General features: G+C 50.9%; 12 protein-coding genes and 1 pseudogene. 9 read left to right on the top strand and 4 right to left on the bottom strand.

The window, feature by feature from the left end; genetic code table 11:
• Window positions 1-4 precede the first annotated feature (4 nt).
• Together SH573x_RS01740 and SH573x_RS01735 are read right to left on the bottom strand one after the other, a co-directional pair.
• Window positions 5-790: pseudogene (locus SH573x_RS01740) on the bottom strand (chemotaxis protein CheB); the annotation flags it as partial.
• Window positions 791-1,149: 359 nt separating this feature from the next.
• Window positions 1,150-2,961 carry an FAD/NAD(P)-binding protein gene (locus SH573x_RS01735; protein WP_479352568.1) on the bottom strand — a complete coding sequence of 604 codons (1,812 nt, stop codon included), beginning with the start codon at window positions 2,959-2,961 and terminating at the stop codon, window positions 1,150-1,152.
• A 63-nt stretch (window positions 2,962-3,024) separates the two neighbouring features.
• On the opposite strand from SH573x_RS01735, the gene SH573x_RS01730 reads away from it, so the two are divergent.
• The 5 genes from SH573x_RS01730 (at window position 3,025) to SH573x_RS01710 (ending at window position 7,988) form a co-directional block, all read left to right on the top strand.
• Complete coding sequence (locus SH573x_RS01730) at window positions 3,025-3,534, top strand: MOSC domain-containing protein (protein ID WP_479352567.1); 510 nt, start codon at window positions 3,025-3,027, stop codon at window positions 3,532-3,534.
• A complete protein-coding gene (locus tag SH573x_RS01725; protein WP_479352566.1) occupies window positions 3,531-3,776 on the top strand; it encodes a DUF3891 family protein in 246 nt (81 codons plus the stop codon). Before SH573x_RS01730 ends, SH573x_RS01725 begins: the two co-directional genes overlap by 4 nt.
• 733 nt (window positions 3,777-4,509) lie before the next feature.
• Window positions 4,510-4,785: a hypothetical protein gene (locus SH573x_RS01720; RefSeq protein WP_479352565.1), complete on the top strand. Its 276-nt coding sequence runs from the start codon at window positions 4,510-4,512 to the stop codon at window positions 4,783-4,785.
• Between the two features lie 847 nt (window positions 4,786-5,632).
• Window positions 5,633-6,679 carry a hypothetical protein gene (locus SH573x_RS01715; RefSeq protein ID WP_479352564.1) on the top strand — a complete coding sequence of 349 codons (1,047 nt, stop codon included), beginning with the start codon at window positions 5,633-5,635 and terminating at the stop codon, window positions 6,677-6,679.
• A gap of 55 nt (window positions 6,680-6,734) precedes the next feature.
• Entirely contained in the window at window positions 6,735-7,988 is a 1,254-nt protein-coding gene (locus SH573x_RS01710) for a hypothetical protein (RefSeq protein ID WP_479352563.1), read from the top strand.
• A gap of 57 nt (window positions 7,989-8,045) precedes the next feature.
• On the opposite strand, the gene SH573x_RS01705 is transcribed toward SH573x_RS01710, so the two are convergent.
• Window positions 8,046-11,411: a patatin-like phospholipase family protein gene (locus SH573x_RS01705; RefSeq protein WP_479352562.1), complete on the bottom strand. Its 3,366-nt coding sequence runs from the start codon at window positions 11,409-11,411 to the stop codon at window positions 8,046-8,048.
• Between the two features lie 98 nt (window positions 11,412-11,509).
• Window positions 11,510-11,860 (bottom strand): helix-turn-helix domain-containing protein, encoded by a 351-nt coding sequence (locus tag SH573x_RS01700; RefSeq protein ID WP_479352561.1) that lies wholly within the window; start codon window positions 11,858-11,860, stop codon window positions 11,510-11,512.
• 319 nt (window positions 11,861-12,179) lie between these two features.
• On the opposite strand from SH573x_RS01700, the gene SH573x_RS01695 reads away from it, so the two are divergent.
• The 4 genes from SH573x_RS01695 to SH573x_RS01680 are packed head-to-tail and all read left to right on the top strand — an operon-like array spanning window position 12,180 to window position 23,480.
• A complete protein-coding gene (locus tag SH573x_RS01695) occupies window positions 12,180-17,711 on the top strand; it encodes a DEAD/DEAH box helicase (protein WP_479352560.1) in 5,532 nt (1,843 codons plus the stop codon).
• A 1-nt stretch (window position 17,712) separates the two neighbouring features.
• Complete coding sequence (locus tag SH573x_RS01690) at window positions 17,713-19,782, top strand: 3'-5' exonuclease (RefSeq protein WP_479352559.1); 2,070 nt, start codon at window positions 17,713-17,715, stop codon at window positions 19,780-19,782.
• A gap of 3 nt (window positions 19,783-19,785) precedes the next feature.
• Window positions 19,786-22,668: a DUF8741 domain-containing protein gene (locus tag SH573x_RS01685; RefSeq protein WP_479352558.1), complete on the top strand. Its 2,883-nt coding sequence runs from the start codon at window positions 19,786-19,788 to the stop codon at window positions 22,666-22,668.
• Between the two features lie 11 nt (window positions 22,669-22,679).
• On the top strand, window positions 22,680-23,480 hold the full coding sequence (locus SH573x_RS01680) for a DUF429 domain-containing protein (protein ID WP_479352557.1): 801 nt from the start codon (window positions 22,680-22,682) through the stop codon (window positions 23,478-23,480).
• Window positions 23,481-23,510: the final 30 nt, after the last annotated feature.

Here is a 23,510-nt window from a genome sequence, read left to right as displayed (position 1 = left end):
CACGAAATAAGCTTTGCGTTTCGGCTGGGTCGTTTTGAATGCAATCGACGTAATCTTGTACGTTCGAAATCTGTAGCAGCAACATCCGACGTTGAATCCGACGGCCGATTGTGCTCGTTTTGTAGTGTTGAAAGTCATAGTTGGTATCTCGCAGCAAGGCCGCTGAGATCATTGGAATGGCTGCCTCAATATCATGGACTAATGAACCTTCCTTTGACGCGGCTCGCAAATCGTGTCGAAATTCGGCGCAGCGGATTAGTTCGGCTGCGATGTCCATGGGCGTCATCACATAATCCGCCACTCCCGTCGTTGCCGCGCTACGAGGCATCGAGTCGAATTTCGCAGACGAGGGCTCCTGGGCAAAGGTCAAGCCTCCCGCGTCGCTGATCGCCTTTAGTCCGAGCGTTCCATCGCTGCCGGTGCCGGACAGGATCACGCCAACGGCTCGTTCTCTAGCCTCATCAGCCAGCGAATGAAAAAAATGGTCGATCACTGAGGTGGCGTCTTGGGTACCCGTGCATGGTTGGGTTTTGATGGTGAATTGATCGACAGAAAGCAGTCGTTTTGGAGACGCCACATAAATGTGTCCGGCCAGCAACTTCGTTTGCTCAGAAAGCAATTGAACTGGCAAGTCCGTCAAGTCTGAAAGCAAATCAACCAGATGCGATTTGCCGTCGTCCTGCCAGTGCAGTGCAAAAACGATCGCCAATCGCGTCTCACCACCCAACGCCTCTAACAATTGGCCAAAGGCCTCCAACCCGCCAGCCGAAGCTCCTACCCCCACGATCATCGGGGTTAGATGAGTGGATCGTGATCGCTTCTGGTTCATTGAGACGGTATCCAAGTCATCCAACGGGTCAGAGACTCCCGCTAGTCTATTCTTCGTTGGATTAAAAGTCACTGCAGTTTAGTTGGCTGCCAGCAAAAGTGTCAACAATCCACCTTTCAAATTCGATTCTGGCCGAAGATGGGCCTCAGATCTGTCGCCGTTGTTAGGATATAGCCGACTATCACTGCCGTTCGTAGTGAGCTTCATGTGTTCCTTAACCAAGTTACCTTTGGCAACAACACACGCGGTTGATTTCCGCCGATAGCTTCTTTTCCCTCACTTTTGAATCAACATTGATCGCACAGAAGTCAATCGTTTTTTCAGGCCGACGTTGGCAATCCCTCGTAAATCCGTGTCACGGCTTCAGGTAACGAGGCGGTTTCTTCGGTTGCAGCGAAATCGCTGATCAACGTCTGAACGACAATTGCGGCGGTCGTGTTGCATGCTTGAAGCCCATAAGAATAGGGACGGACGCCCGTAGCGTGAGGAAATGCGATGTCGAATATGCGTGGATTTGGCTGATCATCGTCGCCGATGATTCGAAAGTAGCCATCGATTGCAATTCCACCTAGCTTCAGCTTCGCTTGACCGCCACAATCGACCAGCTTCTCGCGCAGTTTCTCATCGAACGCGTCGATCGAATCTCGATCACGCAGAAACGCCGTCGCCTCGACTACCGCCCCGGATTCAACAAGGCTGGGAAACGGAAAGCGATCCATTTCGACAGAGCCTTGCCCAGTGCAATCGACAAACATTTGGTAACTACCCCCCAATATTTGGCCATCATTTTCCACTTCGATAACAGTCTCACCTGCCAGTTTCTGTCGAATGGCCACATGCCCCGGCACTAGTTCCAACCGCCCCGCGTCGTAGAGAGCCAACAGTGTCTTCGCCGAATTTAAGGGCATTGCCGCAATTACGTTCATCAAAAACGGCACTATGGTTTCACGGTAGGTAAGCACATCCTCGGCACACAGCCACTCGAAATGGAAGTTAAGTGTGAACATTAAATCATCGAGTACTTCCTTCCAATGGATTGGTTTACCACGACGAATTGAATACTCCGCCTCCGGCATCTCAGCCCGCATACCCTCGAATGGCTCATCGTACTCGTGCACGCCGGTCATCAACTTGACAAAATTGGTCAGCGTGAACGTCGGCTCGTTTAGCCTGGCAACAATGTCCTGCCGACTATCTTTCGCGAATGCTTTGATGAGGGCAGGTCGGCACACATGGTCGAAGTAGTCGTTCAATAAAAGGTCACCATTGGTATCGCGAAGTGCGAGCAACTGTGCTCGAGTCGTGTGTCGATATATCTCGCGGAAAGGCTCTTCTTGTTCGTATTGCAAGTGCGGTAACCATCCATTGGCGGAATGCAGCACAATGCGAAAATCAAGAGCTTCCGCATTGGGATGAAAGACCAACTTATTCCCCACCGTTTCGAATTTGCCATGGCGATTGGAAAGAGATGCCACGACGTCATAGGCGCTCAAGGAAGCACCCAACGTTCCAATTGTGAAGTTGTGAACGCTACCGGGCTTGGGCAACAGTTTTTGCATGGGCCAAGGTGATGCAAAATAGCCCGAGGCCGGTTCATCATCGTCCTTGAAAGCGTGGCCCGTAGCAATGATCACCCGATCGAAATCAATGCACTTGCCAGTAGCTAGTTTGATCGTGACGGTTGCCGATTCTCGCGCATCAATCACGTCCTCAACCAGACAATTGGGGTGTTCCATGACTGACACGCCTGCATGCCTTAAGGCGTCGACAAGTCTTTGGTACTGTGACTGAAAGTACTCCCCCAATGCTATCCGACTGTAGGTTTCTCCATCATCAATTTCTCCGCGCGAAATATTATGCTTGGCCAAACTTGCATCGTCGAGTGTTGCTAACCATTGGACCAATGATTGACACAACGCCGGGATTTCTGCGGAAGAGATGTTGCACAGGTTAAATCGATCTGTAGTGATGGGACTGTACGGCATCCCAATACCCAGTACCGGCCCCTGCTCGAAGACGTGAATTTGCTCGATACACGATCTGAACCGTTGCAGGTTGTCAGACATATGCTTAAGAACGAAGATTGCAGAAGCGCCTGAGCCGATAATGGCAAGTCGAGTTGGCGGTTTCATCTTGAGTAGCAGCATCCTAGTAATTGCTGGTGAACGGCACGCAGAGTGCAGACGAGGCCAACTATGGCAAATCATGCGCCAATAGAGTTGGCAAACTATCAAATAATCAGCGTCTTCATCTCCTCCGGTCACGATTATTGGACTAAGGGCGGAGAAAAGCCGTTTCAACATGGCGTTCAGGAACTCATGAAGGTCGAGTGCATGGCTGGCAGAGGGTTGCGTGGCGACAGACACTCGTTTGGAAAGGCGAATAGGAAAGGTCAAATCACTTTCATGTCCGAGTCTGCGATTGACGAAATACGATCTGAATTTGATCTGCCGCATTTACCGGCGTCCGTCTTTCGCCGCAATGTTGTCGTTCGCGGCGTTGACTTAGCCTTGCTGCTGAACAGGCAGTTTGAGATGCAGGGAGTTTGGTTTGAAGGTGCCCAGGAATGCAAGCCTTGCCATTGGATGGATCAAGTGGTGGCTCCTGGAGCAACAAGGTTCATGCGAAAGTGTTTTCGGGGTGGACTGAGGGCAAAAATTCTCTGCGATGGAATTTTGAAAACGATTGCAAGTGAAACAGCATGATTGTTCGATCGGTGTATGAGGGCTGGCAGGTCGTATTCCATTCTTCACACGGTTTGTTGGCGCAAAGACTCGCCAGTCAACTTGCCGAACCGCGCACTTTGCCATTTTGGTTTGAAACTCAAGTGGCCATCGGTTTGCACGATGACATGCACCGTGTTTACGAACCTGGAAACCATGATCACCTGACAAAGGCTGGCGCGCCACTCGACTTCACTCTCGTCCCAATGCGAGACGACGTGTGAACGAAGTGGGCAAACTTTCCATTAGATGACCTTCGGAATGTGCTGCCTAAATCCAACGCATCCCCACAAAGATGCTCCTAAGGTGAAAAGCATGATGCTTGAGGGCTCGTGGACTGCCGATACGGTAATTGCAAATCGCTCCTCCTAATATTCGCGAGTCAATGTCCGCGTTTTATGCAGGATCTTCAACCAAAACAAAATCCGCAAACGGACTCTCAAAGGTCGTCGAAAGTGTTGTGCCAGCTGAAAATCGGGTAAACGTGAACGTGGAAACCGATTCAATGGCAAACTCAACAGGCTAACGACCGTTTTATAAAAGACAGTTACAAGGTTCTCGGCAGTTAGCCTTGTTATTTGCCTCGCATATCTCCTGTGCGCGGTTGCCGTCCATCGTGCGAAAGATTTGTCGTAACTGGTCTTTGGTCATGTTTTGCACACCTGTTGAAATAGAGCAAACACCATGAGCTATGCTACTGACTCGCGCCACGACCGAGAGCAGGAACCGCTTACGGGGGTCATCAGCGAAGGTGCTTAGTTGGTGGATAACCATTCGTGGGTATATAGTGGAGACAGCGGGCGACCCAGACAGGCTCAAGACCGTAGCACCATTTGTCAGTGAAGGTTTTCGTAAAGCTCTGCTCAATCCAGTGATTGCTCGAATCTTTTCACTTAACGAGATTGTCGAAACCCATAGAATGCACAACTTCAATAATCACCAAATAGGCGGCCGACTATGAATGAGGCTACAATCGCCGCATGCGCACACCTGCGCAATGTCCTAGAACTCCGGCTACGAGCATGGGACGAGACGTTACGCGCCGAAAAACTCCTCAAATCGAGTATCAATACGATGAGCATTGAGGTCGATTGTGCATTGGCATTTTTAGACGAACCGAGTGGTGCGGCACTGTTGACAGATCAAGAAGTCTTGGAGATTTTTGCTTTGGATTTTGAGGGTTTTGTCAGAACTGGGCCTTTTGACGCTCGTCGTAAGAACAACGAGCACTAGGGCTTAGAGAAAGGGTTGTTTACCCTGCCAAGGCACAGGACCTCGCTGAATCTCCTGTAAATCATGCAGCCACAATGCCGACATTCAACAATTTGGGATCATCTCGGCCGCGCGGTTCGAGAGTGATGACCATAACGAGGTCAACGTTCGGGCACTCTTCCAATCACCAACCAAAACCGGAGCGAACGCATGTGCTGAAATTGCGTTGCACCAGCAGTTGCACCTTGCAGCCGTGGCTGGATGGCTGCATTTTTCTAAGGCTATAAACTGCTGACTGCGGGGGGCGAGCGTATGCACGCTGAGCTCCGTGAGTTTCCTAATCATACAAGTAAAAGATCAAAATATCGCTAAGTAGCGCGCCTCAAACCCGCCCACTTACAGCCTATTAAGGTGAGGGGGAAGAAGAAGTATCTTTGCAGCACACGCTGCGGTACCGGGGTCTATGCTGGATCACCGGGCTCTAAGGAATCAACTGGGCCACCAGTACGTACTGAGGCTTTGTGGACCGATTGCGAGGTGATTCGATAGGGATCTCGTTTAGATGAAGTAAGACGATGATTCTTGTGCCACATAATAGGGACTCTCTTTCTCCTTGGCTTCTTCCTTCGTGTCTCTGCGCTTGGTGTCCTCTGTCTTGCGTCCTTAATCGTAAGTCTTAGCCTTGGTTTGGATTGAGGTTTTTTTGGTGCTGAAGGGTTTGTGTCTAGGCCTTGGCTAAATAACCGATTTTTTTTTTCTCGCGACGCGCGTCTCAATTGAGCACGTTTGGAGCCTTATCTTCCAGAGCGCCTTATCTTCCAGAGAGCAATTAGTACATTGCTCAACCTACAACCTTTGGAGCACGACAATGCCTTACTCTGTTGACCATGTTAGACTTCACCTTGCCGCCGAACTGTTTCCGCCTATGACGGAAGTACAATACCTTGCTTTTCGTGAAGCCATCAAACGGACAAACGGACCTAAGAGGAAGTTGCTTTTTCTGGCCGACGAGTTAGTCGACGGAGTGCACCGTTTGCGTGCCTGTGCGGATCTGGACATCGATTATCGGCAGTTTGTGGAACAATTACCTACCGGCGTTGATCCTTTCGAAATTGCGATCCGAGAGAACGCGTCTCGCCGCCAGATGACCAAAAGCCAGCTCGCCATAACCGCGGCAAAGTACCTGCTCATCGAATCCCAAAAGCAAAAGGCTGTTAGCGTTAAGAACCTTAGACGTGGAACCAAAACTCCCGAGTTGTCGAAAGTGACAACTCGGGAGAACGTCAACAGTCGTGCTCAGATAGCCGGGCAGTTTGGGATCGGAGGCACCATACTGGGGCAAGCTCTCAAGATCATTAAAGCCGGAAAACAGGAGCTTATCCAGCGAGTTTCGAACGGGGAATGGACTATATCGGAAGCGTTGGTGATCCTTGCGAACTCACCCAAGAAACGTCGGAAGCGGAGAGTTACAAAGGCCAGTGCAATCTCCAGGATGGGCGATGTTGTATCGCCACTTAATGCGCTCCCATCACAGCCGATGAAACTCTTACCTAGTGGTGGAACACCTACAGGCCTCACGACAGTACCTGTTCATCCCCCACCAAAATTCCCAAGCTTTGATCTGAATTCGGATTTTGGTCAGTCTGATTTTTCCAGCCTTCCCACTGAAGCCCTTCAAGACCTCCAACGTTCTATTGGCGAGGTACTCCGGGCCCGCAGCAAACTGGACCGTCCTGAACTATGGAAACTTTCGCTGATGACGGATAAGTTGCGAATCTTGTACCTGAAGAAGTATTTCAAGCCACCCCAAATCCTCCAAATCCTCAACGACAAGGGTTATCAGATTGACGGCAAACCGTGGACTAGGTCAACGGTAAGAAAGTTCATTCAAAGCCTTAAGAATGAGGATTTTTAGTGTCTGTACTTCTGACATTGTCCGTGTCTCGGTCACAACAGGTTGGAAAACCAAGATGAGTCAATATTGTATCGTCCCCGTTTCATTTGAGCTTCCAGATGATTCTCCGTTTAGAGACCAGCTCTACCGCCTAGCCGAACTGATGATGATTCTTACTTCAATGACTGCGGAAGCAAGGGAAGGCGAATTCATCGACCTGTCTAAAATCTTGCTCAGGCGTGAGTTCGGTGGCAACGCCCATGAGGTTGTCCGCCTTGCTGAAGTCATTGAACTTATCGAGCGAGACCATTCCTACAAAACAGGGCGGTATCCAAAGGGAGCAAGGCTAACCGACGAGTACCGCACTGGTCGCTCTCGGACAGCTATACTACTCCGCCGGATGCGTCTACCGCGTGAACAATTGGATGAGGTTAGCCAGTGGCTCAAACGTTGCTTCGATCGTTTTACGCTTCCCCCTTACCTCGGCGACGATCATTGGAGAAAGTTCGCAGTCAACGCGGTGCGCGATCGGAGGTGGCGCATTCTTCGGGACCAGTTCGGGAATCGAGTACACACGAACTTCACGTCACTCAGCATCCCAGACCGAAGGCTCCTCACGCAAGTCGATGTCGATTCAATCGGATCGCCGAGAAGTGTCGACCCTGAAAACCAGCTTGTCGAGATTGATGTGAAAAACTGCCAGCCTCTGCTTTTAGGGTACTTGGCAAGAACTTGGTGGAGATCGAACGCTGGCTCCATTCCTGATGACATCAGCGAATGGATAGAAGTTTGTCAACGAGGTGAGTTCTATGAGGCTCTGGCGACCAAGGCGAATCGTCTAACCAAAAATGGGCTTCCTGATCGCGAGTGGGTTAAACAACGAGTGATGCAATCACACTATGCTCAGCAACATCTCGTGGATCGTTGCGACTTGGCCAAAGTAGAAATGCGTCACTTCCCTAGTGTCTACAATTTTCTGTGCTGGCTGCGCAAGCAACCTATCGTAGGAGATCCGCAACGGAGGTGGTACCGCTCCACAGCGATGGAGGCACAGCGACTCGAATCGAAGATTGTCATAGACGGATTCTGTCGCATATTCATGAGTCGACATGAAAATGTTCCAATACTCACGGTACACGATGCGATTATTGTGCCTGCAGAATATTCAGCTTCAGCGCAGACGCTGCTGAAGCTCTCATTCGGGCGATTTGGATTATCACCATCCTTGAAACCGACTCCGCTGACTGAATTATCAGAGAAACCAAAACTTTCGGAAAGTACGCGTAAACGCAGAAATCGACGATATGCCGCGAAACGGAAAAAGGGATAAGAACTGTCCCTACGTGGGTCCAATGTAAAGCACACAACTCTGTCCGTACGTGAAAGTCTATCCCGTCCTATCCTCTTGCTGTATTGCCTCACCAGACGCAACCTCGTCTTGTGCCAAGGGACTGCTTATCCAGCGACGGTCTTTGCGAAGATCCTTTACAAATACCTTTCGCGCAACCAAAAAATGAGGTTCAATTGTGTCCCACAGTTTGGCAAAGGCGTGTGTATTCATCCATATCCGTATGACTCGCATCCATCCGCGCGTACGGTTCGAATCGTACATCTGAAGGTTCAGGTCGGTCATCACATCGTCGAGCAGTGTAATTGCCTCTGCCATCCAAGCTTGTTCCGCACAATCTTCATCGGGTGTTCGCCTTTGATTGAAAGAATCCCGTAGCTCTTGCTCTAGCTCTCGGCGGTCATCTGTCCATCTTGAAGTCGAATTATCTGGCGAGTACCAGTTTTTTTCCGACAAGCTGATGATCTTCGAGATCGTCTCCACCTGAATCCGGAGCGTAGCGAGGCGAATGTCACCAAGAAGCCGCGAAACGAGCTCCGCATACCTCTTGTTAAACGAAAGTGCGTTAGCTTCCCAATCATCCGTTTCTCTCCAGCGGTTGTTGGCAACTACGATTTCTAAAAACGTTCGTAGTTGTACTTCATTCCTAGGCTTCTCTGGAGGTCGCCGTGGGTGTCCTTTTTCATAAAGCTCTAGGCTATCAACCAAAACTTTCCGCCCAACAGTTAGTCCTAACCGTCTGTAGCACTCGAACTGCGACTCGGAATAGAACTGATGTATGGTTGACTGATGCGGGAATGACTTGTGAAGCTTCTGATAGGTCGTAATTTCAACAGGCTCATTACCGGTCATGGTCATCTTCATGTAGATCAAGAATCCTCTTGACTCTCTAAGCTCACCAAACCTTGGATAAGTTATCTCTCCCACCGCAACACAACTGCTGGACAGCCCAGTTTCTTTCTCAATCTCAAGTTCGGAGGTATCCATGTCAACTTGAATTCCAAAATCCACAGTTGCTTTACGGAGCACCATCCCAAGCTCGTTACAACTCCCCTTTGTATCAGCGCCCGCGTCAGAAACAAAAATGTACTTCACTCTTCGCCGTAACAACTCATAAACGCCAAGATTGTCGAAGTGACCGCCGTCAGAAAGATAGACGTAGTCGCTAGTCGATGCGGTAGCACTGAGTGATTCTTTCACGAGATGAATCCAGCCAGATAACGGCCCATAGCGATGCCATTTGTAACGCTTCGGATTTCCGCACCACGCGCCCAAACGCAAGTTGAAAACTGTCAGTAGCGCAGTGACTGCTGGCGAGGAATAGTAACCCATACTCGGACTCACTGCTGCGCCGGATAATGCCATGGCTCTTCCAAGTTTCAGTCCATTACCATATCCGCGAGTCTTGATCTTTCGTGTACCCAAACATGGCCACCAGACGTCGCGCTCGCTTGGTTCCGTTTTTCGGTAACCCAAAGAGTTAGCCCCACAATAAAGTGGACTCAATGTAAAGCTGTCGGCCTTACGCTCTTGGTGTTCCAGTACCACATCCTGGCAGTAGTTAACCGCCAGATTAATAAGTTGTAGCGGACCGGTATACGGTGGAATTGCCTGGACCATAGGAGGATTTGAGAACTTCAGATTCGCAAGATCAAGGTCGTCTTCTGTCGAAAGTTGCGTTATCGAGTTGGGGACGCGAACGGATCCGTGAGCTCGGATCGGTGAACCGAGCTCTTGGTCTTCCGTCCGCCTCCGCGAGGCTCCTAGGAACGCCCTGACAAGTCGTGACTGATACATCTCTTGTAGCGAGAAGATGTTAATGTCGACGATCAGACCAACGATGGCGGCGACAAACAATGAAAAGACAAAAAGCCCTACGTAAGAATCAAAACCCGTTCCGACCAGTGCATTCACAAATACGGATACAAGCACGGTGCAACCGATTAGGAAAATGGGAGGTCCGAGTAGAATCAAGTAGTCCAACCATCTAGCACGGGCTAGACCGCTAAATCCGGAACCATGCGCCAATTTCAAGCAAGTCACTGCGATCGTTCCCCAAACCGCTCCTGCAGCTGCAGATGATGTTGCGCCCCATTCTCCTACTATCTCTTGTCCGACGTATCGAATTAGAAACACAGACAACAATGCAGTGAACGCAAATCGCAAGCAGTAGGACTGAAAGACCGATGTCCATTCACGAGCTTCTGGACTTTCAACTCGACAGATAATTGCTGTGCGTATGCTTTCACAGACAAAGACCGCCAACAGGACCGAGGGGAAAGCGACATGGGATGCTAACATAGCGTCAGACTTAGTCATCGCGATCCTGATCGCAACCAACAGGACTATCCCTAGAGCACCGGATATGAACCCAGCGCAGAATCGAAAGAAGACACTAGAAGCGGCTTGCAACGGAACAAAACCAAGAACAAACACAAATTGAATGATGCCACTGAGAAGACCGTAGCCCACAGCAAGAATACCAACTTGAGCCACATAGTCATTCGTGAGGAACCGTTTACCACCAGAGGCGAGGAGTCGATCAAAGTTGCTGCGAGTGGATGACAAGTCCAACGATAAGGAGAATGAGGAGAGAATCAAAATGCACATGCCGACGTAGAAAAACCATCGCAACCTCTGCTCATATTGCTTAGCTACCTGTTCGTCTTTAGTTGGCTCCGCGGCATTCCGAAGCACATTCACAAGACACGCTTGCTGTAGTACTGAGGATGCTATGAGCAGCGCAATGGTACCCCCGAAAACAACTGGTGGACTGTAGTTATCGATCTTGGTGTATAGCTCACATAGAATTAGGACTGCGGTTACCACTGCCAGCACGGTAGGTACTACGACAAGCGAATTTAGAAACACGTTTCGTACGTATATCGTTACCATGGCCCAAGAATCGGTCGAAAACACCCCAGGACGCAATGCAAGATAATTGGAGCTCGCACGCAGATGACGAATCGATTCAGGCTCATCACAAAACGCTTCGGTTGTTTCATGTGCTATCGGGTCACGCGTTGCTTCAGTCGACCTGACGTGACGTTCCGCTTTGTTGTTAGTATCGCGGTCTGGAGCCAACAGCATTTCAGCGTTAGTCACGTCACCATCCCTATATATCCAAGCTGTTAACCAACTGCCGATATAACCGCCACCCGATACAGTCGATAAGTAATCGAGATTGGATATCAATCGCTGCTCGGCGAATGCTTGTAAGATGCCGAGGTTAAACGTTGCGCTGCGAATACCGCCGCCTGACAACGCAAGCCCGACTGTCCCGTCCAGTTTCTCACTTTCCGTACCTTCAACTGGTTCCGTTTTTCCATTCAACCATTCTCGACGATTGTCGATTATCTGATTCTCTTCAATCTGAACAGTCTTGAAATCGACTGGTATCGACATGGCAACGCCCTAAACTGATTGATGCACCGCGCGTCGGTGCTCCAATCAAAAAAGTTTGGCACGCGCAGCATCCTCTGCTCGTGAAGTTTCAGACCTTATCACCGTGGCGCTGACATTGCATCGCATTGCTCAGCTACTTGGTTTAGAACTTTGTGAACCTCGTGATCGTCAAGCAAAGCCAAGCGTCTGAAGACGCTATGGTTTTGCTGGATCAATTGACCAATACGGACTGGCACACGATTCGTTAGAAGCAGCAGTTCATCTGCGTCTGCCTCTAGCACTGCCGCAAGTTTGCCTACGAACTTCTCGCTCGGAAAATCACCGAAGTGCAGATTGTTGTTCTCGACCTTGCATATGTAGCTGATGCTAACGCCCAGTCTCTCCGCGAGTTCACGCTGAGTCAGTTCCATCTTGTGGCGCATCTCGCGCACGCGACTTCCAAAAGTCATGGTCGGCCCCCACGGCTTGGAAACAAAATCCCTACCTGCTAATTGCTAGCAACACCTGCAGATGGTATCTTTGCCGTACTTTCAGGTCAAGCTACCGCGGACTTAACCCCGAGTATTATTGGGTTCGCAAAAGCGGCTCGCCCCTTCCCCCTCGAATATTCTCCTATGTGCGTGAACGATTTGTTTTCATCTCCCGTCAGTTCAAGCCGCGCAGCGCTGGCGATCTGGACCTGAGAGTTCCCCGCACCAATTCTTTGGGCAACCTCTCAATTTGCTTCTCGCCAATAACCGCTCATCCCTCGCCACCCGGGCCTCGTCTATGGACGTCTTCAAGCTTCGAGAAACCGTTGTATCCGACTACGCCGAGTACATCAGCAGCTTTATCAGTATTCGCGATCCGCGTTTGCGGAAGTTCGTTGACGAGGGACTGGCACAACAAGCACTTTGGCCGCAGCCTCTCATACAAATGAACCCGAGCTTTGCTTCGGGTGGCTGGATCGACTCGCTGGTCGACCAACGAATTCTGCGAGAAACTTGTCGATCGATCTTTCGGATTAAGTCCGAGTCGAACACAACCGGCGAGCCGATGCTGCTTCATCGTCATCAAGTGGATGCTATATCTTGTGCCGCCCAGCGCGAGAGTTATGTGCTGACGACTGGCACCGGCTCAGGCAAAAGTTTGTCGTACATAGTCCCAATAGTTGACTTCGTGTTGCGCAACGGCAGCAAGCGAGGCATCCAAGCGATCGTGGTTTATCCCATGAATGCTTTGTGCAACAGCCAGTACGGCGAGCTTGAAAAGTTTCTGCGCGTTGGTTTTTCGCCAGGCAAGGAACCAGTGCGATTCGGAAAATATACCGGCCAAGAGTCGATGGAGGTTCGTGATGAGATGTGCCACAACCCACCGGATATCCTCTTGACCAACTACGTCATGTTGGAGCTGCTACTCACTCGTCCCTATGAGCGCAACCTTGTTACAGGCGCAACCAATCTCTCATTCTTAGTTCTGGACGAGTTGCATACTTACCGTGGCCGCCAGGGCAGCGACGTGGCGATGCTAGTTCGCCGTGTTCGCGAGGCCAGTGGCTCGAAGAACCTGCTCTGTGTGGGAACGTCGGCAACAATGGCTAGCGGTGGCTCATACGATGAACAACGAGCCACAATTGCCGATGTTGCTACTAAGTTATTCGGCACGACGGTCAAAACTGAGAACATAATTGGCGAGACCCTGCGCCGCGCGACCCCAGAATTCACATTCAAGTCGGCTGGCGAAATGCACGACCTCAAGTTGTGCATAAATAGTCTCGACTCCATTCCATCCGGCTACGATGACTTTACATCGTCAGCGATAGCCAGCTGGTTGGAAACCACATTCGGCGTTCGCGTTGATCCAGAATCGGGCCGACTGGTGCGTGCCGTACCCAGAAGTATTGAGGGCGAACATGGCGTGGCCAAAGAGCTCAGCGAGCTCACAAACGTGCCAATTGATCAATGCAATGCCGCGATCCAAGCTTGGCTACTCGCCGGATACCACTGCGAGAAACATCCAGAAACGAATCAGAAACCATTCGCGTTTCGGTTGCATCAATTCATTAGTCGCGGCGATACCGTTTATGCATCTCTTGAAGATTTTCCGAACAAGTACCTTTCGCTATCGGGACAACTATACGTTCCCGGCAGTGACAAATCTCAATTCTTGCTGCCGCTATGCTTCTGCCGCGAGTGCGGCGCAGACTACTATTCGGTGTGGAAGATCACACATGAGAATGGGCAAGTAACGTTCCGGTCACGTGAAATGAGCCTCCAAGGCGACGAGCCCGACAATGGAGAAGCTGGATTCCTATACCGTGATGCTGAAAGCCCCTGGCCCGGCCAAGATGATGATTCCATTTTTGAACGCGTTCCTGACGATTGGCTTGAGGAGAACAATGGGCGTCAACGCTTTCGCTCCGGCTACAAGGACTATCTGCCGACCACTGTATTTCTTAGTCCTTCCGGCGCTGTGAGCCCCGACGGTTGCCGCTACGAATTCGTTTCGACTCCATTTCGATTTTGCATGAATTGCGGCGTCTCTTATCGCGTTCGTAAAGGCTCAAGCGACTATGGACAATTGTCGACACTTTCGAGTGGTGGCCGCAGCACAGCCACGACAATTCTAAGTATTTCAAATGTTCGATTTCTGCAACGCGAAGAGTCAATCGCCGACATTGCTAAGAAGTTGCTCAGCTTTACCGACAATCGACAAGACGCCTCTCTCCAGGCAGGCCACTTTAACGACTTTGTCGAGGTCAGCCTGCTAAGGTCAAGCCTTTACAAGGCGGTCAGCTTAGCAGGTGAGGATGGCATCTGTCACGACGAGCTAACGCAGAGGGTATTCAAAGCGCTTAACTTGCCAATCGAACTTTTCGCACGTGAGCCAGGTGTTCAGTTTGCGCAGAAGCAAGACACTGAACGCGCCTTCCGCAACGTTCTGGGATATCGCATCTATCGCGACCAACGACGTGGTTGGCGAATCACTTCTCCCAATCTTGAGCAATGCGGTCTGCTTAGAATTGAATACCCATCTCTTGTTGAATTGGCTGCGTCGAATTCTTCCTGGGATGGGAGCCACGCGGCGCTCACTACTGCCTCGGCCAAAACCCGGTATGACGTGTGCAAGGTTTTGTTGGACTATATGCGGCGCGAGCTGGCGATTAACGTCGACTTTCTCACGCCGGAGTTCTTCGAACGAATCCAGCAGCAAAGCTCGCAAAGCTTACGTGATCCCTGGGCCATCGACGAAAATGAGCGCATGGAGTCAGCGACCGTAATCTTTCCTCGAAGCCGAAATCCGCATGACCGCATGTACTACAGTTATCTTTCTGGCCGAAGCGGCTTCGGCTTATTCTTGAATCGCAGTTCGACATTTCCCGAGCTAGACCGTAAGACACATGCACTCAAGCTCGCCGACAAAGAAACAATTATCCGAGACCTGCTTCGAGTCCTCAGTAAAGCTGGTTTTACAGTGCCAGCGATCACATCTGATGAACCCAACTCAGTGCCTGGCTATCAGATAGCCGCTGCAGCCATGAAGTGGACGATTAGTGACGGTCAACGAGCGTTTCATGATCCGATTCGAGTTCCACGTGCGCCAAAGGAAGGCGGTCGTACGAACAAGTTCTTTGTCGATTTCTACCGAACTGTCGCAGCCGACCTAAGGGGACTCGAAGCTCGTGAGCATACTGCACAGGTTCCATATGAACTTCGCGAGCAACGCGAACGCGATTTCGGCAGTGCAAAGCTTAAAGTGATGTATTGTTCGCCCACCATGGAGCTTGGTGTGGACATTCGTCAGCTCAACGTAGTCAACATGCGTAATGTTCCGCCGACGCCTGCCAACTACGCGCAGCGTAGTGGCCGCGCTGGCCGCAGTGGTCAACCGGCATTAGTGATCACCTATTGCACTAGCGGTAGCTCACACGACCAGTATTTTTTCCGCCAGCCGCGCCGCATGGTATCGGGATACGTCAGCCCTCCTCAGCTTGATCTGGCCAATGAAGATCTTATTCGCGCTCACATACAAGCCATTTGGCTCGGTGAGACGATGGAGTCACTTGGCAACTCTCTAACAGATATACTCGATGTCGAGGGAGTTAAGCCGACACTCGAACTATTGCCGAGCAAGAAAGCTGGACTCAGCAAGGCTGATGCTCGCGCAAGAGCAAAACAGGTTTCACGTAACATCATTTGTTCGATTAAGGATGAGCTGAACAAGGAACGCGCACCATGGTTCACCGATGGCTGGGTTGATATCGTCATCGATCAAACCCTGCTCTCGTTCGAGCAGGCATGTCAGCGATGGAAAGATCTGTTCAACGCTGCCAAGAAGCAGGCAGAATTTCAGAATGCGATCATCAACGATGTCGCTCGCCGCGCTCAGCATGACGAAGCCAAGCGATTGCGACGTGAAGCTGAGTCCCAGATTGAGTTACTAACAGATTCGCGTAACGTGGCGCAATCGGACTTTTATACTTATCGGTATTTCGCCAGTGAAGGTTTCCTACCGGGCTATAATTTTCCTCGTTTACCATTGTCGGCCTTTATTGGTGCGCGCCGCCGTGGCAAGGGACAAGACGAATATCTTTCACGACCGAGGTTCTTGGCTATCTCCGAGTTTGGTCCGCGAAGCATTATCTACCACGAGGGATCTCGCTATGTCGTCAACCGTGTAATCCTGCCCGTCGGTGATGGGAATAGTCCCGTGACCATATCTGCCAAGCTCTGCGTTGACTGTGGATATCTGCATGAGGGTACCGCTCCTACGCAAGGCAGCGATGTCTGCGATAATTGTACAAGTGCTCGCTTGTCACCGATCGGCTCGATGCTGCGACTGCAAAACGTGGCCACCAAACGTCGTGATCGCATTAACAGTGACGAGGAAGAGCGACTGCGGATGGGGTACGAGATAATTACCGGCATGCGTTACAAGGATGTATCTGGCCGCAAAGTGTGCCAAGTTGCTGAGGTAAATTGCAATGACAAGACCGAGCTGAAACTCTCCTACGGCGATGCGGCGACCATTTGGCGAATTAATCTCGGCTGGCGTCGTAGAGCGGATAAGTCGCAGCGCGGCTTTGTTCTGGATACTGAACGTGGTTACTGGCAAAGCAACAACCAATTGAGTGACGAAGACGATCCAGAGGATCCTCTGGGCAATCGAACGCATCGAGTCGTGCCGTTCGTGGAGGATCGTCGCAACTGCATGGTCATCGAGCCAGTTGAAGATCTGTCGTTGACTCAAATGGCGTCGTTTCAAGCCGTTCTAAAGAAAGCAATACAAGGGCTGTACCAACTCGAAGATAACGAATTGGCAAGCGAACCGCTGCCTTCCAGCGACAATCGCAAACGTATCTTGATGTATGAATCCGCTGAGGGCGGTGCAGGTGTACTGCGAAGACTATTGGAGAGTAAAACGTCAATTGCCGATCTTGCGCTCGAAGCTTTAAGGCTATGTCACTTTACTGCCGACGGTGAAGATCTTAGGCGAGCTGAAGGCGCATCTGAAGATTGTGAAGCTGCCTGCTATGACTGTTTGCAGAGTTACTCAAATCAGCGCGACCACGATTTTCTTGATCGGCATTCAATTCGCGATTTTCTGTTGTGCCTTTCGACTGGCACCGTCAGTCACTCGCCAACGGAAGCAAACTTCGCGGTGCATCTGCACGAACTAAAGGCTCGCTGTGGTAGCAGCCTGGAGCGGAAGTGGCTCGACTTCCTGGTCACCAACGGGCTCAACTTGCCGACGAGTACCCAGAAATTTTTTGAGCGAACGAACACTCGCCCCGACTTTCAATATGAACAGCACAAGGTCATGGTGTATATCGATGGGCCGGTCCACGACTTTCCTGATCGCGTCAATCGAGACAATGAGAAGACTCTCGATCTCGAAGATCTTGACTACACTGTGGTGCGATTCTTACACGACGAGAGTTGGTATGGAGTGGTGGCCAAGTTTCCCCACGTGTTCGGCGCATGCAAGGCACTGCCAATTGACACCGCAGTGGCTGAGGCGGCAGTTCCCACTCCCGACCTCGATTTGTACTCTAGCGACTGGCAACCTTTGGTTCGAGAGTTGTCCCAAGTTGCGGTTCTGTCACTGGAACCAGGAGGGGACGTTCAGTCCAACGGTCGGGTCATTGGTAAATATGAACTGCTAGCTATTCGCGACAACCAAGAACTCTATATCGTCGACACCTCCCAGTCAAGTTGCGACCAAGTTCTGCAGGCCTTAAAGGACAACGGTAAGTCGGCCATCGCTCTTGCTCCAACAGATGGTGATGCAATTAAGAGAATCACCCGGGGAGCCAACTAGCATGAGCTCAGTAACGGTGGCTGATACGTTTCGTAAATCGATCGAACGCTTCTCTTCGAACGAACAGGGCAAGATCCTCCGCTTCTTAATGAAGTTCATGGAGAATCCGGCGAACACAGGACTCAACCTAGAATCGGTAACAAACGCAGTTGATGGCGGTATGAAATCCGCGCGAATCGATCGGGGTATCCGCGCCATTGTCCATCAGACCCCACATCAATTCACGTTGCTACACGTTGACTCACACGATGATGCGTATAAATGGGCATCTAAGCGACGCGTCGAGCAGCATCCAGTGACCGGGGTCCTGCAGTTAGTCGAATCGGCTGAGAGCGTGGAATCCATGCTCAAGGCAGTGCCAACGGATTCTGACGTCGACGAACCGTCTCCGAAAGGATTGTTTGAGAAGTACGCCAATGATTACCTGCATAGTTTGGGAGTCCCTGAGGATTGGCTGGCAACCATTCGTCAAATCCAAAACGATGATCAATTACTTTTGGCAGCCAGTAAGTTGCCAGGCGATGTGGGAGAAGCCCTTATTGCACTGGCCGCCGGACAGTTCGTTACGCCACCGAAACCCAAAGTCGCCACACCGGCAGTCGCAGCAGTTAACGGATCTCGCTTTTGGGTGGTCGAGAACGCGAGCGACTTGATCTCTCTGTTAACGCAACCCATTGAAGAATGGATACGTTTTCTCCATCCCTCGCAACGAAAACTCGTCACCGCCAAGTTCTCCGGGCCAAGCAAAGTGACTGGACCCGCCGGTACCGGAAAAACCGTAGTGGGACTACACCGAGCGCATCGCCTGCACAAGGAAGGCAAACGCGTACTGATGACGTCGTATGTGAGGACGCTATGCCAGAACAACGCCAAAAACCTCAGGATACTTCGCGCTGGTAATGGTAAGAAACCAGCCGATGATTCTGTCGGAGTTATTTGCAGCACGGTTCATTCAGAGGCTCTGCAGATTGCCAAAGCCGTCAAACCAAATCTCAAGCCCATCAACGCCGACAAAATTCCTGCCCTCATAGAGCGATTTCAATCGCGCGGTGATGCCAGCATCTCGTTGGGATTCTTGGAAAGCGAATGGAATGGCGTCATCGAACCGCAGGGAATTTATACCTGGGACGAATATCGAGATGCCACACGCATGGGCCGTGGCAGGCCACTAACCATTAAGCAACGTAAATCCTGTTGGAACGTTTTCGAAGGCATGCGTGATGCCATGCACTCGGCCAACCAGGTTACGTGGTCTGGCATTTGTCGCGTGGCTAGATTAGCGATTGAAGAAGGTAAAGTCGCTAGTCCTTACGACGCAGTCATTGTGGACGAAGTCCAAGATCTGCAAGTGCAGGAGTTGTTATTTCTAAGAGCGCTGGTAGCTGAGAATCTCGGTGAACTAATGCTGCTGGGAGATGCTGGCCAGCGCATCTATCCGGGCGGATTCAGTCTGAAGAAGCTAGGCATCAACACTGTTGGACGTTCCTTTCCTCTGCGTATCAACTATCGAACGACAGAACAGATTCGACAGTTCTCCGATGCAATTCTGCCTGATAGCGTGGACGACTTTGACGAAGGTAGTGAACGTCGCAAGTCCATTAGCTTGCTACATGGCCCCATGCCTGTAGTTCAAGGCTTTGCTAATTCAGCCGATGAAGTACAGTACGTTCTTAGCGAGGTCCAAGCCATCTCGCACGAAAAGATCTCGCCCCATGAGATTGCGATTTTCGCTCGATCAGCAAGCGTACTAAAACCATTCGAGTCGGCATTCGCTGAGGTTGGTATCGCGACGGTAGCTTTGGATAATGACGAAGCTTCTGGCGAAGTGGATGGAGTCTATCTCGGCACAATGCACCGAGCTAAAGGACTAGAGTTCAAAGTCGTTTTCGTAGTAGATGCTAACGAAAACTCTATACCCAATCAGTTCGTAATGAGCAAAATGCGAGATCAGGGTGATTACGACTTGGCCATGCAGCGTGAGCGACAGTTGCTCTACGTCGCTATGACACGTGCACGGGATGAGCTGTACATAACCTATGTGGGCAATGCCTCTCCATTCCTAAAAAAGTAGACCATGTATACGCCGGGAACACTAGTTCGATCGCGTTGCCGCGAATGGGTAGTCCTACCAGAATCCGAAGAGGACTTTTTGGTTCTCAGACCGCTGGGCGGGACCGACCAGGAAATTGCGGGCATCGACCCCCGCATTGAAGAAGTTCAGCCAGCCACTTTTGAGCTGCCTGATCCGACGCAACTCGGCGACCATCGCTCGTGTCGCTTGCTTCGCGACGCAATCCGATTAGGTTTTCGATCTTCCGCTGGTCCGTTTCGCTCACTGGGCAAGATTGCGGTTCAACCGCGAACCTATCAGTACGTACCGTTATTGATGGCACTGCGGCAGGATACAGTACGTCTGTTGATTGCGGACGACGTGGGTATCGGAAAAACGGTCGAGGCCCTTATGATCGCCAAGGAGATGATTGAACGTGGCGAGGTACAGCGACTTGCTGTGCTCTGTCCACCGCACCTAGCTGAGCAATGGAAGTCAGAGCTGCTGCACAAGTTCCATATCAATGCCGAGCTAGTACTGGCAAGCACTGCTCGTCGGCTTGATAAATATTGCGGTGGCAAATCGGTCTTCGAAGTCTTTCCCTTTGTTGTCGTGTCACTCGACTATATCAAGTCGGAAGGCCGCCGAGCGGAGTTCATTCGTGCATGTCCAGAGTTCGTGATCGTAGACGAAGCTCACACATGCACAACGCTTTCCAATCAATCTTCCAGTGGCAGTCGGCAACAACGCCATGAAGTCATTCGCAAACTAGCAGAGAATCCCAATCGGCATATGTTGTTTGTGACTGCAACGCCCCACTCTGGCAACGAACAAGGTTTTCGGTCTTTATTGCATCTACTTAATCCAGCCTTCGAACAATTGCCCGATGACTTGTCGGGGGATGCCAACCGCAAGAACCGAGAGCAGCTAGCCAAGCATTTCGTCCAGCGGCGGCGGAAGGATATTGAAACCTACATTGCGAATGATACAGCCTTTCCCGAGCGTTTGGAGCGTGAGGAAACGTATAAGCTGGAACGTTCAGAATACCGGCAGTTATTCGATCGGTTGCTCGACTATGCGAGAGGCGTCGTTCGAGGTTCGGAAGGAATGTCACGTGTTCGCCAGCGTGTGCGCTGGTGGGCAGCTCTGGCTCTGCTCCGCGCATTGGCCAGTAGTCCAGCTGCTGCTGCAGCTACACTGCGAAGCAAACTGCAATCGATGGCTGCCGACACTCCCGAAGAAGTTGATCAACTTAGTCGGCCATTGGTGCTGGACGAAGATACAGATGAAGCTCAAGAAGCACCCGACGTGACTGCGGGGGCAGACATCTCAGAATTGCAAGCGAGTGAAAGTGAACAAGGATCGGAGCGACGTCGGCTACTCGATATGGCAGGTGCTGCCGACAAGCTACAAGGTGATGGGGATCCCAAGCTCAAGAAAATAGTTCCTATCATCAAGCAGCTGATCGAAGAAGGTCATCATCCGATTCTGTTTTGCCGGTTTATAGCTACGGCCGAGTATCTCGCAGAGCAGCTGCGAGCTCGTTTGCCGAAGGATGTGGCCGTAGTCTCGGTAACCGGCTTGATTCCTCCGGACGAGCGCGAGAATCGTATTGCCGAACTTCAGGATTTACCCAAATCGGTACTGGTGTGCACAGACTGTTTGAGTGAAGGGATCAACTTGCAGCACTTGTTCAGCGCGGTGATCCACTACGATCTCTCGTGGAACCCAACACGTCATGAACAACGCGAAGGCCGCGTCGACCGCTTCGGGCAACCAAAGCCTGAAGTAAAAGTTTTGACCTACTACAGCACAGATAATCAGATCGATGGGCTGGTCTTAGAGGTTCTGATCAACAAACACAAGAAAATTCGCAAAGCCACCGGTGTTTCCGTCCCAGTACCGACCAGCAGCAACACTGTACTGGAGGCATTATACGAAGGCTTGCTGCTGCGCAATCGAAATCCTGATCAGCTGCTTTTGGAGTTTGAGGGTGGTCTCGATGAAAAAGCTGCTGAGTTCAACAGCGAGTGGCAAATGGCTGCCGACAGAGAGAAGAAGAGTCGATCCCTCTTCGCGCAACACTCTATCAAACCAGATGAAGTCGCCAGCGAAGTCGCATCGGCATTAAGCGCTATCGGATCCACGGCGGACCTGCAGACATTTGTGACCGAGGCGGTTGTCAGCTTGGGTGGGACATGTACGGAACACAACCATCGCTATACGATTGATCTATCGGAAACGCCTCGTCCGATACGCGAAAGCGTCCAGCAACTGGTGCAATCCAGGGCTCGTGGCGTTTTAATTGGTGATTCCGCCAAGAGCATACTGCGGTTCAATGCCAGGTTTCATCCGGTAGTTGCCACAAATGAGTTGTACCTGTCACGGACCAACTCCATTGTGGAGTCGATCTCCAGCTTCGTCATGGACAGGGCGCTAGATACGACTACCGGTGGTGACTCGATTGCCCGACGCTGCGGAGCCATTCGCACGGATGCCGTTTCGATTCGGACGACGCTGTTACTCTTGCGACTGCGGTATCACATTCTTGTGATCAAGGGCGACGAGATGTCTCCCTTGCTGGCCGAAGATAGCTTGGTAGTCGGCTTTGAGAGCGCACCTTCCAACGCGCGTTGGTTGCCAGTGGATCAGGCGGAAGAGTTGTTGGCCGCCACTCCTTCCAGCAACATCACACCCGATATTGCCCGCGAGTCACTCGAAAAGGTCCTGCGCGAATTTGACATCCTATACCCTCAGCTAAACGCGATCGCAGAAACCCACGGCAAGCGACTTCTGGATTCGCATCAACGCGTCCGCACCGCAAGTCAACGGCGTCATATTCGTTACGGCATCGAGCCACAGTTACCACCCGATGTCCTCGGCGTTTACTTGTATTTACCATCGTAGAGTTTTCATTCATGACAATTACAGCCGCATGTGTCGATGTCACTGGTTCTTCGCGAGCGATGGATGTCGCGTATATCGAAGACAATACAGTACGCCTTGCTCGATTGAACAACGTTCAATCTCTGTACGTTTGGCTAGCTGAGAATGAACCACAAGTGTTGGCAATTGACGCCCCATCGGCGAACAATAAGAACTGCATCGCATCAAACCCGGGAGCCTATGGAGTACCAAAAGGTAAGTATGAAAATTTTCGTGTCTGCGAAGCACAACTTAGAATGAAAGGTATTGGACTTTACAACACTCCCCGAAGCGATCCGCCTACGTGGATCGAACGAGGTTGGGAGATTTACAAGAATGTAGAGTCCCAAGGCTACGAGCTTTACCGTGCTCCTGGTGTCGTTAAGTTCAAACCCAACGAGAAGTATGTTTTTGAAGTTCATCCCCACGCTTCTTTTGTTGTTGGGTTAGGCTGGATTCCACAAACGAAATCATCACTTGCGGGGCAAGTCGAAAGAATTGCATACCTACGCAAGCAAGCGGAACTCTTTAATTTGGACATGAGTGAAACCGCGCTGTCACGAGAGCTTCTTAGCGAATTTGAATCCGCTTTCGCAAATTGGGACAAAATCCTAGCCGACGGTCTTGATTTCCCTGAGATTTCGCATGACGAATTGGATTCAATCGTTGGTCTATTCACCGCACAAAATGTCATCAGCAATGATGCCTTTGCCACAGGTATTGCCGATGACGGTGTGATCGTCACGCCATCTAAACTTGCAGTAACAACTTATTGCACGAAAAGTCGACCGTAGTTCCCAATGCAAAACCCATTTAGCTCCATC

It is taken from the genome of Rania fehmarnensis (assembly GCF_056494185.1).
The sequence above is the reverse complement of the archived record's forward strand: the minus strand, read 5'-3'. Positions and strand labels throughout refer to the sequence as shown.

What these genes read in the sequence shown, in the direction of transcription:
- SH573x_RS01695 (WP_479352560.1), top strand. Translation starts at nt 12,180, where the DNA reads ATGGACGTCTTCAAGCTTCGAGAAACCGTTGTATCCGACTACGCCGAG.
- SH573x_RS01710 (WP_479352563.1), top strand. Translation starts at nt 6,735, where the DNA reads ATGAGTCAATATTGTATCGTCCCCGTTTCATTTGAGCTTCCAGATGAT.
- SH573x_RS01725 (WP_479352566.1), top strand. Translation starts at nt 3,531, where the DNA reads ATGATTGTTCGATCGGTGTATGAGGGCTGGCAGGTCGTATTCCATTCT.
- SH573x_RS01720 (WP_479352565.1), top strand. Translation starts at nt 4,510, where the DNA reads ATGAATGAGGCTACAATCGCCGCATGCGCACACCTGCGCAATGTCCTA.
- SH573x_RS01735 (WP_479352568.1), bottom strand. Translation starts at nt 2,961, where the DNA reads ATGAAACCGCCAACTCGACTTGCCATTATCGGCTCAGGCGCTTCTGCA.
- SH573x_RS01700 (WP_479352561.1), bottom strand. Translation starts at nt 11,860, where the DNA reads ATGACTTTTGGAAGTCGCGTGCGCGAGATGCGCCACAAGATGGAACTG.
- SH573x_RS01690 (WP_479352559.1), top strand. Translation starts at nt 17,713, where the DNA reads ATGAGCTCAGTAACGGTGGCTGATACGTTTCGTAAATCGATCGAACGC.
- SH573x_RS01680 (WP_479352557.1), top strand. Translation starts at nt 22,680, where the DNA reads ATGACAATTACAGCCGCATGTGTCGATGTCACTGGTTCTTCGCGAGCG.
- SH573x_RS01705 (WP_479352562.1), bottom strand. Translation starts at nt 11,411, where the DNA reads ATGTCGATACCAGTCGATTTCAAGACTGTTCAGATTGAAGAGAATCAG.
- SH573x_RS01715 (WP_479352564.1), top strand. Translation starts at nt 5,633, where the DNA reads ATGCCTTACTCTGTTGACCATGTTAGACTTCACCTTGCCGCCGAACTG.
- SH573x_RS01685 (WP_479352558.1), top strand. Translation starts at nt 19,786, where the DNA reads ATGTATACGCCGGGAACACTAGTTCGATCGCGTTGCCGCGAATGGGTA.
- SH573x_RS01730 (WP_479352567.1), top strand. Translation starts at nt 3,025, where the DNA reads ATGGCAAATCATGCGCCAATAGAGTTGGCAAACTATCAAATAATCAGC.